The organism is Streptosporangium sp. NPDC003464 (assembly GCF_053588315.1).
Genome location: NZ_JBSFPS010000233.1, coordinates 1 through 16299 on the forward strand (window position 1 = coordinate 1; position 16299 = coordinate 16299).

The 16299-nt window shown below is 72.2% G+C and carries 16 protein-coding genes and 1 pseudogene; 15 read left to right on the forward strand and 2 right to left on the reverse strand.

The features are described from left to right. The 5 genes and pseudogenes from ACWDS7_RS36790 to ACWDS7_RS36810 form a co-directional block, all read left to right on the forward strand. Positions 1 to 102, forward strand: a pseudogene (locus ACWDS7_RS36790) (DNA-binding response regulator); the annotation flags it as partial. An 11-nt stretch (positions 103 to 113) separates the two neighbouring features. After that, complete coding sequence (locus tag ACWDS7_RS36795) at positions 114 to 1391, forward strand: HAMP domain-containing protein (protein WP_451933008.1); 1278 nt, start codon at positions 114 to 116, stop codon at positions 1389 to 1391. 110 nt (positions 1392 to 1501) lie between these two features. Continuing rightward, positions 1502 to 1924 (forward strand): PepSY domain-containing protein, encoded by a 423-nt coding sequence (locus ACWDS7_RS36800; protein ID WP_451933009.1) that lies wholly within the window; start codon positions 1502 to 1504, stop codon positions 1922 to 1924. Between the two features lie 124 nt (positions 1925 to 2048). Next, complete coding sequence (locus ACWDS7_RS36805; protein WP_451933010.1) at positions 2049 to 3086, forward strand: serine hydrolase domain-containing protein; 1038 nt, start codon at positions 2049 to 2051, stop codon at positions 3084 to 3086. A 253-nt stretch (positions 3087 to 3339) separates the two neighbouring features. Then, a complete protein-coding gene (locus ACWDS7_RS36810) occupies positions 3340 to 3849 on the forward strand; it encodes an N-acetyltransferase family protein (protein WP_451933011.1) in 510 nt (169 codons plus the stop codon). 154 nt (positions 3850 to 4003) lie between these two features. On the opposite strand, the gene ACWDS7_RS36815 is transcribed toward ACWDS7_RS36810, so the two are convergent. Continuing rightward, the gene (locus tag ACWDS7_RS36815; protein ID WP_451933012.1) at positions 4004 to 4588 is read right to left on the reverse strand and encodes a TetR/AcrR family transcriptional regulator; all 585 of its coding nucleotides are present in this window, start codon (positions 4586 to 4588) and stop codon (positions 4004 to 4006) included. 66 nt (positions 4589 to 4654) lie between these two features. Here ACWDS7_RS36815 and ACWDS7_RS36820 point away from each other — a divergent pair, with 66 nt between their 5' ends. The 8 genes from ACWDS7_RS36820 (at position 4655) to ACWDS7_RS36855 (ending at position 13074) form a co-directional block, all read left to right on the forward strand. Further along, positions 4655 to 5500 (forward strand): class I SAM-dependent methyltransferase, encoded by an 846-nt coding sequence (locus ACWDS7_RS36820; RefSeq protein WP_451933013.1) that lies wholly within the window; start codon positions 4655 to 4657, stop codon positions 5498 to 5500. A 308-nt stretch (positions 5501 to 5808) separates the two neighbouring features. Further along, the gene (locus tag ACWDS7_RS36825) at positions 5809 to 6603 is read left to right on the forward strand and encodes a hypothetical protein (RefSeq protein ID WP_451933014.1); all 795 of its coding nucleotides are present in this window, start codon (positions 5809 to 5811) and stop codon (positions 6601 to 6603) included. After that, positions 6603 to 8300 (forward strand): peptidoglycan-binding protein, encoded by a 1698-nt coding sequence (locus tag ACWDS7_RS36830; RefSeq protein WP_451933015.1) that lies wholly within the window; start codon positions 6603 to 6605, stop codon positions 8298 to 8300. The genes ACWDS7_RS36825 and ACWDS7_RS36830 overlap by 1 nt, the downstream gene beginning before the upstream one ends. Beyond that, on the forward strand, positions 8293 to 8967 hold the full coding sequence (locus ACWDS7_RS36835; protein WP_306873584.1) for an ABC transporter ATP-binding protein: 675 nt from the start codon (positions 8293 to 8295) through the stop codon (positions 8965 to 8967). Before ACWDS7_RS36830 ends, ACWDS7_RS36835 begins: the two co-directional genes overlap by 8 nt. Before the next feature lie 2 nt (positions 8968 to 8969). After that, positions 8970 to 10145 (forward strand): ABC transporter permease, encoded by a 1176-nt coding sequence (locus ACWDS7_RS36840; RefSeq protein WP_306873581.1) that lies wholly within the window; start codon positions 8970 to 8972, stop codon positions 10143 to 10145. A gap of 15 nt (positions 10146 to 10160) precedes the next feature. Beyond that, complete coding sequence (cseB, locus tag ACWDS7_RS36845) at positions 10161 to 10850, forward strand: two-component system response regulator CseB (protein ID WP_451933016.1); 690 nt, start codon at positions 10161 to 10163, stop codon at positions 10848 to 10850. Between the two features lie 41 nt (positions 10851 to 10891). Next, the gene (locus tag ACWDS7_RS36850; protein ID WP_451933017.1) at positions 10892 to 12133 is read left to right on the forward strand and encodes a sensor histidine kinase; all 1242 of its coding nucleotides are present in this window, start codon (positions 10892 to 10894) and stop codon (positions 12131 to 12133) included. A gap of 380 nt (positions 12134 to 12513) precedes the next feature. Then, positions 12514 to 13074 (forward strand): GNAT family N-acetyltransferase, encoded by a 561-nt coding sequence (locus ACWDS7_RS36855; RefSeq protein WP_451933018.1) that lies wholly within the window; start codon positions 12514 to 12516, stop codon positions 13072 to 13074. Between the two features lie 85 nt (positions 13075 to 13159). Here ACWDS7_RS36855 and ACWDS7_RS36860 read toward each other — a convergent pair whose 3' ends face one another. Beyond that, positions 13160 to 13759, reverse strand: a complete 600-nt coding sequence (locus ACWDS7_RS36860; RefSeq protein ID WP_306873572.1) for a helix-turn-helix domain-containing protein — start codon at positions 13757 to 13759, stop codon at positions 13160 to 13162. Between the two features lie 168 nt (positions 13760 to 13927). Between ACWDS7_RS36860 and ACWDS7_RS36865 the strand changes: the two genes are divergently transcribed. Then, positions 13928 to 15379: an MFS transporter gene (locus ACWDS7_RS36865; protein ID WP_451933019.1), complete on the forward strand. Its 1452-nt coding sequence runs from the start codon at positions 13928 to 13930 to the stop codon at positions 15377 to 15379. A gap of 132 nt (positions 15380 to 15511) precedes the next feature. Next, positions 15512 to 16299, forward strand: a 788-nt coding sequence (locus tag ACWDS7_RS36870; protein ID WP_451933020.1) for a phosphotransferase family protein, incomplete at its 3' end; no start/stop codon positions are given.

Genomic DNA, 16299 nt, shown 5'->3' on the forward strand with positions numbered 1-16299 from the left:
CTGTCCTGGCTGCGCCGCAAGCTCGGCGAGAGCGCCCAGGCCCCCCGCTACCTGCAGACCGTCCACGGCGTCGGCGTCAAACTCGTCGACCCGGGTCCCTGAGGCCCGCTCCGATGAGACGGCGGCTGGCCCTGCTCGCGGTGGCGACCACCTCGCTGGTCCTGGTCGCCTTCCTCGTGCCGCTGGCCATGCTGGTGAGCACGGTCGCCGCCGAGCGGGCCACGGCCGAAGCCACCGCCCAGGCGCAGTCCCTGGCCGCCCTGGTCGCCCTCGGCGACCGCGGCAGCCTTGACACCACCCTGCGGCAGGTCAACGGGGCCAACGGCACGCCGATCACGGTCTTCCTGCCCGACCGCACCTCCCTCGGCGTCCCGGCCCCCTGGGACCGCGCGGTCGAGCTGGCCGCGCGCGGGCGCAGCATCACCGTCGAGACGCCGACCGGCCGGGAGATCCTGGTGGCCGTCCAGGGCGGGGCCGGCGGCACCTCGGTCATCCGTACGTTCGTGAGCACCGGACAGCTCCGGCAGGGGGTGGGGCGGGCGTGGCTGGTGCTGGGCCTGATCGGGCTGGCGCTGCTCACGGTCGGCATCGTCGTCGCCGACCGGCTCGCCCGCTCGCTGATCCAGCCGGTCGGGCAGGTCGCGGGGGTCTCCCGGCGGCTGGCCCGCGGCGACCTGGACGCGCGGGTGGAGGCGGCGGGCCCGCCGGAGATCCGTGAGGTCGGCACCGCGCTCAACCATCTGGCCGCCCGCATCCGCGAGCTGCTCGCCCGCGAGCGCGAGGCGGTCGCGGACCTGTCCCACCGGCTGCGCACGCCGGTCACGGCGCTGCGGCTGGAGGCCGAGACCCTGCGCGACAAGGACGAGGCGGCCCGGGTGGGGGAGGCCGTCGACAGCGTCGAGCGCATGGTCACCCAGGTCATCCGGGAGGCACGCCGGTTCGACCGGGGCGGCGCGCCGAGTTGCGACGCCGCCCAGGTGGTCGGCGACCGCGTCGCCTTCTGGTCGGCGCTGGCGGAGGACCAGGACCGGCCGCTACGTCTCGACCTGGCCGACGGCCCGATCACCGTGGGGGTGAGCGGCCCGGAGCTGGCGGCCTGCGTCGACCTGCTGCTGGAGAACGTGTTCGCCCACACCCCCGACGGGACCCCGTTCACCGTCGAGCTGGCGGCGGGGCCCGAGGGCGGGGCCCGGCTGGTGATCGCCGACGAGGGGGCCGGTTTCGCCCTCCCGGACCCGGTCGGCCGCGGGGCGAGCGGCGGGTCCTCCACCGGTCTCGGCCTCGACATCGCCCGCCGTACCGCGGAGGACTCGGGCGGGTGGCTGCGGGCCGGCTCGTCGCCCTCGGGGGGAGCCGAGGTCACCCTCGAACTCGGCCCCGGCCTGACTTAGCGATTCCTTAGGAACCTCGCAGCATCTCGCTATCGCCCGGACGGGCAGTCTCGAAGAGTCATCGCGATTGCCCGCAATCGCGGCTTCCCCCGGACAACGGAGCACCCCTGATGCGCAAGCCAGTGATCATCTTTACCGGAATCGCCCTCGCCGCGCTCACGGTCGGAGGCGGCGTCGCCTTCGCCGACCGGGACGAGACCGGCCCGGCTCTCTCCTCGCCCGCCGGCACGGCCACCCCCATCCCCGGCACGGCCACCCCCGCCCAGGACGCCGACGACGACGCGGACGTCACGCGCAAGCCCGCCGTACTGGCGGAGCAGGCCCAGCAGACCGCGCTCGCCAGGGTGAACGGCGGATGGGTCACCTCCTCCGACCTGGAGACCGAGGGCGGCACCACCTCGTGGCAGATCGAGGTCGCCGACGGCGCGGGAGCCGGACGGGAGATCGTCGTCGACGCCACCACCGGCAAGATCCTCTCCGAGGCGGCCGACACCGACGACGGCCAGGAGAACGACGGGCAGGACGACGACTGACCGGTCCCGGACGGCGGGCCGGCGGAGACCGGCCCGCCGGGCGCTGTCGTGGACACGGACACACGCTCGTCGAGGGACCAAGGGCGGTCCGGATCACACGTTCGGACGCCCATAATGACCAGGTATGACAGATCTAGACGGCCTCGTGCAGGAGGCAGCCGATCGGCTGGCGGCCGAGCACACCGGCGTGGTGGTCGTTGCGCTCGTCCCCGGCTCGGTGGAGATCCGGGGCGCCGGGCGCGTGGGTGGCGAGAACGGCGGCACGCCCGGTGCCGACACGGTGTTCGAGATCGGCTCGGTGACCAAGGTGTTCACGGCCCTGGCCCTGGCGCGGCTGGCCGTGGTGGGCACGGTCGATCTCGATGAGCCCCTGGCCGCGCTACTGCCCGAGGGAGCGAGCGTGCCTTCACGGGATGGTGAGGAGATCACCCTCCGGCATCTGGCGACCCACACCTCGGGTCTGCCCCGCCTGCCCAAGGGCATGCTGCTGGAGGCGCTGCTACGCCCGTCGAAGCCGGATCCCTACGCCGGATGCAGCACCGAGTTCCTGCTGCGGGGGCTGGCCCGGACCCGGCTGGGCGGCACGCCCGGACGCCGGTTCCGTTACTCCAACCTCGGCGCCGGACTGCTGGGACTGGCGCTCGCCCACCGGGCCGGCACCGACTACGAGACACTGATGAACCGGGAGATCTGCACCCCTCTGGGCTTGGCCGACACCGGCATCACCGTCGACAGCGGCCGCTCGGCGCGCCTGGCTCAGGGGCACACCCGGCGTGGCGGACCCGCCGCGGCCTGGCACATGGCGGACATGGCCGGTGCGGGCGGGCTGCGATCGACGCCGGCCGATCTGGCCGCCTTCGTCCGCGCCCAACTGGACGGCGGCGCCGGCGGGGTCGCCGACGCGATCCGGCTCAGCCGCCGGATCGAGCACCGGATCAATCCCTTCACCTGGGCGCATCTCGGCTGGACGGGGCAGCGTCTGCACCCTCGACAGGGCGCCCACCTTCAGATCTGGCACAACGGGATGACCGGAGGGTTCTCCTCGTTCGTGGGCTTCGATCCCGAGAAGGGCGTGGCCGTCGCCATGCTCAGCAACACGCAGCGGTCGCTGGATCGCCCCGCCTTCGACCTGCTCCGCACCCTGCAGGCGGAGCACTCTTAGCCGGCGGCCGGTGGCCCGCGGCCGACAGTCGGAGCGGGCACGCCGTCGAAGCGGCCCGGCTCGATCGTGCCGTCCTCTGATCACCGTGTCTGTTCCGATGGCGAGGTGGCTTGAGGAGGGGCCGGATCTCCGTTCTCCGTGTCCACCGCTCGGACGTGTGTCCCTGTCGCTTATTGCAAGTAAGTTGCAAGTACTAAAATCAAGCAAGTGCGTAATAGTTGCAGAAGGTGCCAGGGCCCACTACTGTGATCTTGTGACCAGAGTCTTCACGGTGTTCCAGGCCTCTCCGGAGGACGGGGACGCGATAGGTGAGATCCACGCGGAGTCCTGGAAGGCCGCCTACGGCTCCTTCTTCGCTCCGGAGTTCTTCTCCGAGGCGCTGCGGCGGCGGCGCAACAGATGGCCCGGCGTGCTCGCCGAGGAGGAGGGCACCGCCATGCTCGCCGCACTGGACGGGCGGCGGCTGGCCTTCTCCTACTTCGGCTCCTCGCCGACGTGGCCGGAGTCGGCGGAGATCTTCGGTTTCTACGGTCACCCGGACGGCTGGGGGACCGGCGTCGCGAATGCCCTGATGACCGCCTCCCTGCACAGGATCCGCGAGCAGGGCTTCGGACGGGTCCATCTGTGGACGCTGCGCGACACGCCTCAGTCCCGTCGTTTCTACGCCAAGAGCGGCTTCGTGGAGTCGGGCGCGGTCCGCGGCCACGACTTCGGCGACGGCAACCCCATCGAGCAGGTCGAGTACGAGCTGATCTTTCACTGATCCGGCCCACCTGTGGCGCCGATCCACCTGTGGTGCCGGGGCGCCGACAGGTGGCGGCGCGCCCAAAAGGGGCGGCGCCTCACCGCTGTCGAGGATCCCGGCGTAGATCTCCGGACCGCCCCGGGCCCGGGGCGGCCGTCCGTGGCGGTGGCGCTCACCCGGCGCCGGGGAGGACCGTGGTCACGACCTTGTGGACGGCGCCGGCCTCCGGCGGGCTGCCTTTCCGGTCGGCGAACAGCATGTGCGCGGCCCCGATCAGGGTGGGAGCGAGCGTGTCGACGTCGGCGTCCGCCGCGACGCGGCCCAGTTCCCGCTCGGCGGTGAGATAAGAAGCGATCATGGCCGCGGCCTCCGTCAGGACCGGGACGCCGGTCGGCCTGGCCTGGCGGAGCCGGGCGCGCAGGTCGTCCCGGGAGGTGACGAGGCCGACGATCGCCACGGCGACCGACCCGAACAGGGCCGTCAGCGCGCCGGTGAGATTGCCGGCGACGGTGCCGGTCCCGGCGGAGTCGCGCAGGGCGGCGGCCTGCTTGTCGAGCCGGGCGATGCGGTCCAGCACGAGCTCGGCGAGGAATGCGTCGAAGTCGGCGAAGTGCCGGTGCAGGACGCCCTTGGCACAACCTGCCTCCGTGGTGACCGCCCGGCTGGTCAGCGCGCTCGGCCCGTCCTGGAGCAGGACGCGTTCGGCGGCGTCGAACAGCTGCTCGCGCGCGTCGCGGATGGCTACCCCTGTCGGCACGTGTGTCTCCTTCGCTCGCCGGGCCCACCGTTGACGAGTGGGCAAGTGCCCATTTATGGTGGGCACATGCCCACTATACCCCCGGAGCGATCACTTCCCTCCGAACCCAGACCTCACCTGGCCCGCCGGATAGCGGAGTCCTTCGGCTCGGACCCCGAACGCTACGACCGGGCCAGGCCCCGCTATCCCGACGCGATGGTGGAGCGGATCGTCGCCGAAAGCCCCGGGCCCGACTTTCTCGACGTCGGCATCGGCACCGGCATCGCGGCCCGGCAGTTCCAGGCGGCCGGTTGCAGGGTGCTCGGGGTCGAGGTCGACGCGCGGATGGCCGAGTGGGCGCGACAGCGCGGGCTCGAGGTCGAGGTGGCCGGGTTCGAAGCCTGGGACCCCGCCGGCCGGGCGTTCGACGCCGTCGTCTCCGGGCAGACCTGGCACTGGGTGGAGCCGGTCGCGGGAGCGGCGAAGGCGGCCGAGGCGCTGCGGCCCGGCGGCCGGCTGGCGGTGTTCTGGAACGTGGGCCAGCCTCCGTCCGATGTGGCCGGCGCCTTCTCCGAGGTCTACCGCCGGGTGATGCCCGGCTCGCTCGCCTCCCGTCAATGGACGGTCAGCTCGGACGGATACTCGGCGCTGTCCGCCAAGGCGGCCGACGGCATCCGGGAGGCGGGCGCGTTCAGCGAGCCGGAGCAGTGGCGGTTCGACTGGGAGCAGGTCTACACCCGAGACGAGTGGCTGGACCAACTGCCCACCACCGGTGGCCACACCCAGCTCCCGCCGGCCACGCTGGAAGCGGTGCTGGCGGGCGTCGGCGCCGCCATCGACGCGGTGGGAGGCGGCTTCACGATGCGCTACGCCACGGTGGCGGTCACCGCGGCGCGCACCGGTGCCGCGCCGACCCCGCCGGTGGGCCCGTGACGCACCGGGGCGTGCCCGATGCCGACCGGCCGGGGCGGGGCCACGGTGGACACGCCGATGACGCCGCTCGCCACGGGGGCGGCCGAGCCGATGCGGGTCCCACGCCCGCGCCCTGAGAAACAGGTCGGGATCTCCGGCGGGGAAGATCCCGCCAAGCGCCACCGCCGGACGGCCTGTGGCGTTGATACCTGGCGGATACACGGCTGAGCGCGTACGGACACCCGGCGGATGCGGAGCGGAGGAAAGCGGCCTCCAGAGTGGCCACGGCGCCGCGAGGGCGGCGCGATCCCACCGTGAAGGAGTCCTCTGTGCGTGTGTTGACGCGTGGTCTGCCCGGTCTGCTCGCCCTGGCGGTGCTGACCGGCTGCGGGGGGAACACACCCCCCGCGGCCGGCGGCGGCAGCGCCCCGGTGGACAAGGCCCGCGAGCGGGAGAACGTCATCGCCACCTGCATGAAGCAGAAGGGTTTCTCCTACACCCCCTCGGTCAGCCGGCCCAAGAGGTCCGACGCGGGCACCGGCGACTACGCGGCGATGAAGGAGGCCCGCGGCAAGTACGGCTTCGGCGTCTTCTCCGCCTTCGTCTACCCGGACCCGGCGGCCAAGCAGGATCCCGACCCCAACCGGGCGACGATCGACAGCCTCCCCGCCAACAAGCGGCAGGCCTACACCAAGACCATGAACGAGTGCCGGGTCGACGCGCTCCGGCAGGTGAACGGCCTGAAGGTCACCTCGCTCGACGACTACCACGAGCAGATGAGCAAGGAGATCGAGCGCATCGACAAGGATCTCGACGGCGATCCCATGCTCGTGGAGCTCGCCGCGCCCTTCGCCGAGTGCCTGAGGTCCAAGGGGGAGCGGGTGACGTCCGCGAGGCCGCTGGCGCTGGGTGGACGCGGCTTGGAGGTGTGGTACGAGCAGCTCGAGAAGCTGCGCAAGGCGGGCAAGGTCACGGCGGAGGCGGCCAGGCCGTACCTCGCCAAGGAGATCAAGTCGGCGCTGGCCGACCTGGAGTGCGGCAAGGACTTCTACGCCGCCTTCATCCCCCTGAGCACCCGGCTCAACAACGAGGCCAGGGTGAAGTTCGGATACACAGAGCAGTGATGCGCACCCCGCGCGGCAAGCTGCTGCTGGTGCTGGCCGTGATCCTGATGGTCGCGGGGGCCGGCTGGGGAGTGAGCACGTTGCTGCGCTCCCCAGCCGACGAGGCGGCGGCACGCAAGCCGCCCAGACCATCGCTGGTCACGGTCGAGGTCGAGCGGCGCAAGCTGGTCAGCACCGTGGTGGTCAGCGGCGCCCTGGAGTACGGCTCGCCGTACCCGGTGTCGCTGGCCGGGGTGGTGGGCGGCGACGACGCCGCTCAGCGGGCCACCCGTGCTCCCCGGCCGGGCACGATCACGGAGGGCACAGTGGTGATGGAGGTGAACGGGCGCCCGGTGTTCGTCTTCACCGGCAAGGTGCCGATGCACCGCGGCCTCCTCCCCGGCGCCAAGGGGGCCGACGTCAGGCAGTTGCAGAGAGCGCTGCGCGGGCTTGGCCACCACGCGCCCATGACCGGAGTGTTCGACCGGGCGACCATCGCCGCGGTGTCGCGCTTCTACGCCAAGCGGGACTATGAGGCGCAGCAGCCCACCTTGGAGCTGCGGCAGAAGCGCGACGACCTGCGCAGGGCCGTACGGGCCGCGCAGGAAGTGCTCGCGACCGAGCGCAGGGCGCTTGACCAGGGCCTGGACGTGCTCCCGCTGAAGGTGAAGCTCGCCAACGCCCGGCGGGATCTGAAGGAGGCCGGACAGGCGCTGGAGAGCGCACGGGCGCAGGAGCACACCACCGAGGACGAGACCAGGGTCGAGGCCGCCGAGAGCGCCGTGCGAGCGGCCGAGGAGAGGTTGCTGGCCGCCGAGCAGGAGCTCGCCCAGGCCCGCGCGGTGCCCACCCCCGCGCCCACTCCCAGCCCCGGCGCCCCGGCCGGGCCGCCTGCCGACACCCGCCTGCTCGAACTCCGGGTCGCCAACGCCGGAGCCGATGTGGCCGCCGCCCGGTCGGCGCTGGAGCGAGTGCTGGAGGAGGCCGGGATCGCGCGGGACAGGCGGCTGACCGAGCTGGGGAAGAACCTCCGGCTGGCGCGCGAGGCCGTCGTCACCGCCGAGCAGACGCTCAGGCAGGCCAGGCAGCTCTCGCCCACCAAGCTGAGGGTGGCCAACGCCCAGCGTGACCTGGCCGCGGCACAGGCGCTGCTGGCCGAGTTCTCCCGGACCTACGGCACCACCATCCCGCCGGGAGAGATCGTATTCCTGCCCAGGCTGCCGGCCCGCCTCCACAAGGCGACCGTCAAGGCGGGTGAGCTGGTGGACAGGCCGATCGCCACGGTGACCAGCTCCACCTTCGTGGTCTCGGGCTCGGTGGACGCGGCTGAGGCCGGGCGGCTGAAGACGGGCCTGGAGGCGACCATCGAAACCGAGGACGGCAGGACCGTCCCCGGCACGGTGACCTCCCTCGGCGGGCGCGACGCGAAGGGCGCCGTGCCGGTGATGATCACTCCTGCCTCGATGAAGGGCCTCAGGAAGCTCGCCGGCGCCCCCGTCACCGTCCGCGTGACCATCGGTGCCACCGGCAAGGAGGTGCTCGTGGTCCCCGCAGCGGCGGTCGTCACCGCCGCCGACGGCAGGGCCCGGGTGCAGGTGGAGACCGCGCCCGACCGGACCAAGGAGGTCGAGGTGCGCACCGGCCTGGCCGCCGACGGAGCCGTGGAGGTGACCGGCGACCTCAGGCCGGGAGACCTGGTGGTGGTCAACGATGCCTGAGCCGGTCATCCTGCTCGACGACCTGACCAAGGAGTTCCCCACCGAGCCCCCCGTCAGGGCGCTCTCCACCATCAACCTGAGAGTCGAAAAGTCGGACTATGTCGCCATAGTCGGCCCCTCGGGGTCCGGCAAGTCCACCCTGCTCAACATGCTCGGCCTGCTCGACCGGCCGACCAGCGGCGGCTACCGGCTCGACGGCATCGAGACCACCACGCTGAAGGACGGCGCGCGGACCACGGTGCGCGGCAGCCGTATCGGCTTCGTCTTCCAGTCCTTCCACCTGCTGCCGCACCGCAGCGTGCTGGAGAACGTCATGCTGGCCGAGATCTACGGCGCAGGGTCGCGCAGGGGGCGGCGGGAGCGCGCGATGCGGGCGCTGGAGCGGGTGGGGCTGTCGCACCGGGTGGACTTCCTGCCCGGCAGGATGTCCGGCGGCGAGCGGCAGCGCGCCGCCATCGCCCGCGCCCTGATGGGCGGACCGTCGCTGCTGCTGTGCGACGAACCCACCGGCAACCTCGACAGCAGGAACACCGACGCCGTGCTCGACCTGTTCGACGAGCTGCGCGCCCAGGGCATGACCATCGTGGTCATCACCCACGAGAACGAGGTGAGCGACCGGGCCGGGCGCCGGGTCCGCATCACCGACGGCATCCTCACGGAGGAGTAGATGTGCACCCGCGCGACCTGCTGAACGAGGCCATGGCGGGCCTGCTGGCCCGCCCGGCGCGCTCGGCGCTGACCACGCTGGGCACCGTGCTGGGCATCACCACACTCGTGGTCACCCTGGGCGTCGCCGCGACGGCGGGCAACCAGATCGTCGGCCGCTTCGACGAGCTGACCGCCACCTCCGTCACGGTCGAGGTCCCGGACAACCCGTTCCCCCTGGTCGACTGGGCCGACGTCAGCCGGGTGGCCCGGCTGCGCGGGGTGGTCTCCGCCGCCGCCCTCGCCGAGTCGGAACAGAGCGCCAACCTCAGCGTCCGCTCCAACGACGTCGTGGACCCCACCCGGGTCACCGACCAGACCCTCACGGTGGTCGCCAGCAGCCCCGGCCTGCCCGCCGCGGTCAAGGGCAGAATGGTCGAGGGCCGCTACTTCGACGCCGGGCACATCGCCCGCGGGGACAAGGTCGTCGTGCTGGGCCGGCACGCGGCCCGGATGCTGGGCATCACCCGGCTGGAACGGGCCCCGGCCATCTTCATCGGCACCCAGGCATACACCGTCATCGGTGTGCTCGACGACCCGAAACGCGAAAAGAGCCTCGCGAGCGCCGTCCTGCTGCCACCGGCGATCGGCAAGCGCTACGGCCTGAGCACCGTGACCCGGGTCCTGGTCAACACCGGTCTCGGCGCCGCGGAACTGATCGCCAAGCAGGCGCCGACCGCGCTCAGCCCCGGCAACGAGGGCCTTCTCCAGGTCATGTCGCCGTCCAGCCCCACCAGGGCGCGCGATGCGGTGGAAGGCGACGTCAACGCCCTCTTCCTGATCCTCGGTCTGGTCTCCCTGGTCGTCGGCGCGGTCGGCATCGCCAACGTCACGCTGGTGACCGTGATGGAGCGCGTCGCCGAGATCGGCCTGCGCCGCGCCCTGGGCGCCGCCCGCCGCCACGTCGCCGCGCAGTTCCTGCTGGAGTCCACCCTCACCGGGCTGACCGGCGGCATCATCGGCGCCTCCGTGGGGATCGTCGTGATCGTCGCGGTCTGCGCCGCCAAGCAGTGGACTCCGGTGCTGGATGTACGGCTGGCCGCCGCGGCACCTGCCGCCGGCGCCGTCGTCGGGCTGCTCGCGGGCCTGTACCCGGCCCTGCGTGCCGCCCGCATGGAACCGGTCAACGCACTTCGCTAGATATGGTGCATTTTCATGACATCCCTGCTGCTCGTCGAAGACGACACGGTGATCCGCACGTCGGTCGGCCTGGCTCTGGAACGCTACGGCTATCGGATGACGACCGCCGCTGACGGGTTGACCGGTCTGGAGGCGGCCCAGGCGGGCGGCCACGACCTGCTGCTGCTGGATGTGATGCTGCCCGGCCTGGACGGCATCAGCGTGTGCCGCAGGATCCGGGAGACCAGCCAGGTGCCGATCCTCATGATGTCGGCGCGCGGTGACGGTCTGGATGTCGTCGCCGGGCTGGAGGGCGGCGCCGACGACTATGTGGTCAAACCGGTCGACCTGCCGGTGCTGGTGGCCAGGATCCGGTCACTGCTGCGCCGGGCCACCATCACCCGGCCCGAGCCCGCGACCGGCCAGGCCGCCGCGAGCGCTGTGCTCGCCTTCGGCGAGCTGAGCATCGACACCGGCGCGCTGGAGGTACGGCGGGCCGGGCAACGCGTCGAGCTGGCCCCGAGCGAGCTGCGGCTGCTGCTGGAGTTCGCCGCCCACCCGGGCATCGTGCTGGAGCGGGCGACGCTGCTGCGCACCGTGTGGGACTACGGCTGGGACGGCGACAGCCGCGTGGTGGACCTGTGCGTACAGCGCCTGCGCAAGAAGATCGGCGCCGAGCGCATCGAGACGGTCCGCGGGTTCGGCTACAAACTGCGTATCACCTGATTCGGCTACAGACTGTGCACTACCTAAAAGGGGCCCCGGTGATGAATCCGGCTTCGCTGCGATGGAAGATCGCCGCGCTCGTCACGACCGCCTGCGTCGTCGTCGCGGCCGTGGTCGGCCTCCTGGTGCACCGGGCGACCTGGCAGCGGACCCTGGACGGGGCCGAGAGCCAAGCCCTGGAGGCGCTCGAACAGTCACTGGCCCGCGCCGGCCTGCCCGAGGACGTGGTGACCGTCCAGGAACTCCCCGCCGCCCTGGCCGCCCGGCTGCGGCCCGGCCGGCCGGCGACCTGGTACGGGCTCGATCACCGGGACGAGCCGTGGATGTGGGCCGCCCAACCGTACGGCGGCGACGGCGGCCGGGCGGTGAGCGTACAGATCTCGGTGGGCTCGGAGCTGCGCAGCCTGTACGCGCTCGACCGCGACATGGTCAAAGCCGCGCTGCTCGCCCTGGCCGGGGTGGTGCCGCTGTCGGTGCTGGCGGCCGAACTCCCCAACCGGCGGCTGCGGCGCGTCGCCCGCACCGCCCGCCAGATCGCCGACGGCAACCTGGACGCCCGGACCGACGCGAGCGGCCGGGACGAGATCGCCGACATCGGTGCCGGGCTCAACTCCATGGCCGCCAGCCTGCAGCGGCGGCTGCTGGCCGAACAGCGCTTCACGGCCGATGTCGCGCACGATCTGCGTACCCCGCTGATGGGCCTGCTGACCGCCGGCCAGCTGCTGCCCGACGGGCAGGCCACCGACCTGGTCCGCGACCGGATCGGCGTGCTGCGCGGCCTGGTCGACGACCTGCTGGAGATATCCCGCCTGGATGCCGGCGGCGAGCAGCCCGACCAGCAGCCGGTGCCGCTGGCCGACCTGGTGCGGGAGTCGCTGCACCGTCTCGGCGTGCCCGCCGACCTGCATGCCGTCGGCGAGCAGGGCCACGCGACAGCCGTCACCGACCCGCGCCGCCTCGAACGGATCGTCGCCAACCTGGTCCTCAACGCCCACGCGCACGGCGCCGCCCCGGTACAGATCACCGTGCGCCCCCATCAGATCGTCATCCGCGACCACGGACCCGGTTTCCCGCCCGACCTGCTTGCCGACCTGGGCAACGGGCAGGCGCAGCGCTTCCGCACCGGACGGACCGAGCGCGGCCGCGGGCACGGGCTCGGCCTGACCATCGTGTCCGGCCACGCCCGCGTCATCCGGGCCGCCCTCCAGTTCGCCAACCTTCCCGGCGGCGGCGCGAGCGTCACCGTCACCCTGCCCGGCACACCACCGGCACCGGATCGATAGCCGGCCCCGGGCCGTACGGGCCCAGCCAGACCCGGACAGCCCGCTGCGATCCCGTACGGCCTGCTGCTCGATCCACCTGAGAGCGGCCGCGCCTCGATCTCAAGACCGAAAGCTGGTCGCGCTTGCGCCGCGACGCGAGCGGGCTCATCAGCCGGCGGTGCCGTTCCACAGCCCTCCGGCACGTTCAGCGGTCGAGATCCTCACCGACGGCGAGCACGGCGCCGACGATGGCGCCGGCCGACCGGGTTCGGGCCGGTTCCGGACCGCTCTTGAGCGCCCGCGGCCCTTCCACCGTCCCGGAAAACCACAGGCCGGCAAGATGCAGGTTCTGTTACCGTCAGCCGGTGCCGTGATGATCAACTGCGACCGGAGGCGAGTCAGTGGCCGGCATCTTCCCTGAAACTGTCCTGTCCACGGGGTCGTCCGTCCTCCGCCCGTTCAGCAGCGACGATGTCTCGGACAACCAGGCGGCCTGTGCCGACGAACTGATCCAACGGTGGCTCCCCCTGCCCCGGCCCTACACACTCGACGACTCCACCGCGTGGTGCACGGAGACCGCACACGCCTTACGCGAGTCCGGCGCCGGCATCCATTTCGCGATCACCGACGCTGCCGGCGGCCGTTTCCTGGGCACAGTCGGGCTGAAGAAGACCGACTGGCAAGGGCGGGTCAGTGAGATCGGCTACTGGGTCGCCCCGTGGGCACGTGGACGCGGGATCGCGGCAGCCGCCACCCGCGCCGTCGGATACTGGCTGCTGATCGACCAGGGCTTCCAGCGCCTGGAGCTCAAGGCGGCCACCGGGAACGTCGCTTCTCGGAAGACGGCGCTCAAGGCCGGCCTGCAGCGTGAAGGCATCATGCGGAACGCCGGCTTCACGCACACCGGCCGGGTCGACCTTGTCCTGTTCTCACTCATCCCATCGGATCTATCCGGGTCTTGAAACGGGCGCGGGTGGCCTCGGCGGTGGCGTCGAGCCCGGACGCCGGCCAGGGCACGACCTCCAGACGCGGGCTGGGAGGCGGAGCTCAGTCGGCCTGGTGCTCCGGGAGGGCGGCTGGGCGCGCACGGACCCGGGCCTTGTCGCCTTGCCTGCCGAAAATGTGGAGGATCTCGACGGGGCGGTCGCCACTGGGGCCGAACCAGTGCGGCTCGGCCGTGTCGAACTCGGCCACCTCGCCGGGACGGAGCGTGAGCTCGCGCTCCCCGAGGACGAGCAGCAGTTCTCCCGCGAGGACGAAGAGCCACTCGTAGCCGGTGTGGGTGACGAGCCGGCGAGGGCAGGGCGGGATCACCTGCTTGAAGACCTGGAGGCGGCCCGGGTACTGCGTCAGGGGCACGAGGACGCTTCCGCGGCGGTGGCGGTGCCGCAGCGGGGTCAGGTGAACCCGTGGGTCGCCGGTCGCCGGGGCGGCGATGAGCTGATCGAGCGCGACGCGGTGCGCCCGCGCGAGCGGTATGAGCAGTTCGAGGGTCGGGCGTCTCTTGCCGGACTCGATCCGGGACAGGCCGCTGACCGAGATGCCGGTCGCCGCCGACAGCGCCTCGAGGGTCATACCGCGGTCGCGGCGCAGTGAGCGCAGCCGAGGCCCGATGGTGGCGAGCAACTGCTCCAGTTCGGCATCCACGCCCACCAGTCTGGCCCGACCGGGCCCCGGTCCGGCCGGACGGGGCCGGTTTTTTGCAGTTTCCGCAAAATTCCTACCCGATCGACACCCGCGGGCCCGACATTGCTGTCCTGGCCCCGCGAGGTCTCGATTCCGCGAGCGCCCGCCAAGTGCCACGAAGGAGCAACCATGGACCCCCGACCCGCCACGTCCAGACGCTGGACGGTGCTGGCGATCTGCTGCCTGAGCCTGTTCCTGGTCGGACTGGACACGACGATCGTGAACGTCGGCCTGCCGTCGATAGGCGCCGGCCTGGGTGTCGGAACCCGCGGTCTGGAGTGGGCGGTCGACGCGTACACGCTTGTACTGGCCAGCCTGCTGATCTCCTCCGGCGCGCTGGCCGACCGCATCGGACGGCGACGTGTGTTCCGGCTCGGGCTGGTCGTGTTCGGCGCCGCGTCCGTGGCGTGCGCGCTCGCGCCGACCATCGGCGCGCTGGTCGCCGCCCGCGTCGCGCAGGGGGTCGGCGCCTCGATGCTCAGCCCGGTGGCGCTCGCCATCGTCGTCAATGTGATCAGCGAGCCGAAGGAGCGGGCGCGTGCGATCGGCGTGTGGGCGGCCGTCTTCGGCGTCAGCATGGCCGCCGGGCCTGTCGCGGGCGGTGCTCTGATCTCGGCTGTCGGCTGGCGGTCGGTCTTCTGGATCAACGTGCCGGTCGTCGCCGCGGTGCTGGTGCTGACCGCGGTCTTCGTCCCGGAGTCGCGCGCGCAGCGACCGCGTCGGCTCGACGCTCCGGGGCAGCTGCTGCTGACCGTCGTGGTCGGCTGCTCGGTCGCCGTACTGATCGAGGGACCGCACATCGGGTGGGACTCGCCCGCGGCGATCGCCGGCTACGTTATCGTCGCCGTCTCCGCTGCCACGTTCGGGTGGGTCGAGTCGCGACGGGCCGAGCCGCTGGTGGACCCCCGGCTGTTCCGCCGGCCGCCGTTCGTCGCGGCCGTCGTGGGCGCGGTCGTGGTGTTCATCGCCCTCAGCGCGACCCTGCTGCTCAACACCCTCTACCTCCAGCACGCCAGAGGCATGACCCCGCTGGCGGTAGGGATGGTCACGCTCCCGATGGCCATCGCCGCGACCGTGTGCGCGCCGCTCTCCGGGGTGCTCGTCGGACGTTTCGGCCCGCGCCCACCGCTGGCGCTCGCCGGGGGTTTCATCACGGCCGGTGGTCTCTGCCTCGTGGGCATCGGCGACCACACCGACCTCCGATTGCTGTCGTCGGCCTACCTGCTCGTCGGCATCGGGTTCGGGTTCGCGAACGCGCCGATCACCAACACCGCGGTCAGCGGCCTGCCGCCGGCCCGCGCCGGCGTCGCCGGTGGGATCACCTCCACCGCCCGCCAACTCGGCTCGGCCCTCGGCATCGCTGTCGCGGGCAGCGTCGTCGTCGACGCCTCACCCGCCCATTTCGCCCAGGCGCTACGTCCCGGCTGGCTCCTCGTCACCGGCTGCGGGCTGATCGTACTTGTCGTGACCCTGATGGCGCCGGCTGCCGGCCGGCACCAGAACCCGCAGGTGGGCGGAGAGCCGGGGGGCGGTAGGCGGACGGCGGGGGTGGGGGCGGGCAGGCAGCCGGGCGGAGGCTGACGGACCGTCAGGGACTCCACCGGCGTAGGCCGCACGACAGAGTGGTACGTGTCGGGGATGAGAAGGCGGCCCGCTGCACGCCGGTGATCCGTCGCAGTCGCCGTCGAGTGCGATTTTCACCAAGATGGCAGGATGAACGCCCCCGCAACCGGGACGCGCCTGCCGTGGCATGCCGTACCCGAACAGGTCCGCCGAGCCGTCGAAACCCGGCTGGGTGCCCCGGTCGTCAAGGCGGTGACACAGACCGGCGGGTTCTCGCCGGGCGCCGCCGTGCGGCTGAGGCTGGCCGACGGCCGGCGCGCGTTCGCCAAGGCCGTCGGTCCCGAGCCGAATCCACTCACCGCCGACATCTATCGAGCCGAAGCTCGCATCGCCGCTGCGCTCCCCCCTGGAGTGCCCGCACCCAGGATGCTGGCCTCGTTCGATTCCGGAGGCTGGGTCGCGCTGCTGTTCGAAGACGTGGACGGTCACCCGCCGGCCGCTCCATGGCGGACCGATGAGCTGGGACGCGTTCTGGACGCCCTGGCCCAGCTGGCCACCGCGTTGACCCCCGCCCCGATCCCCGCCCCGCCCGCGCGACAGCGCTTCGGTGAGCAGTTCCAGGGATGGCGGCGCCTGGTCGCGGACCGTGAGACAGGCGGTGATGAGCTGGTCGGCCTTGACGCGTGGGCAGTGCGCCATCTGGATGCGCTGGCGGATCTGGAGGCGCGCTGGCCGGACGCCATCGAGGGGGACAGCCTGGTGCACGGTGACATCCGGGCGGACAACCTGTTGCTCACCGCTGAGGAGGTGGTGGTCGTCGACTGGCCGTGGGCGTTCGTCGGAGTGCACCACCAGATCGGGGCGCCAGGCGGCGGCGAAGTTCACGGCGCCGTCGTAGCTGCGCTGGATCGAGGTGACCGTGTCCTTCCAGAAGTCGC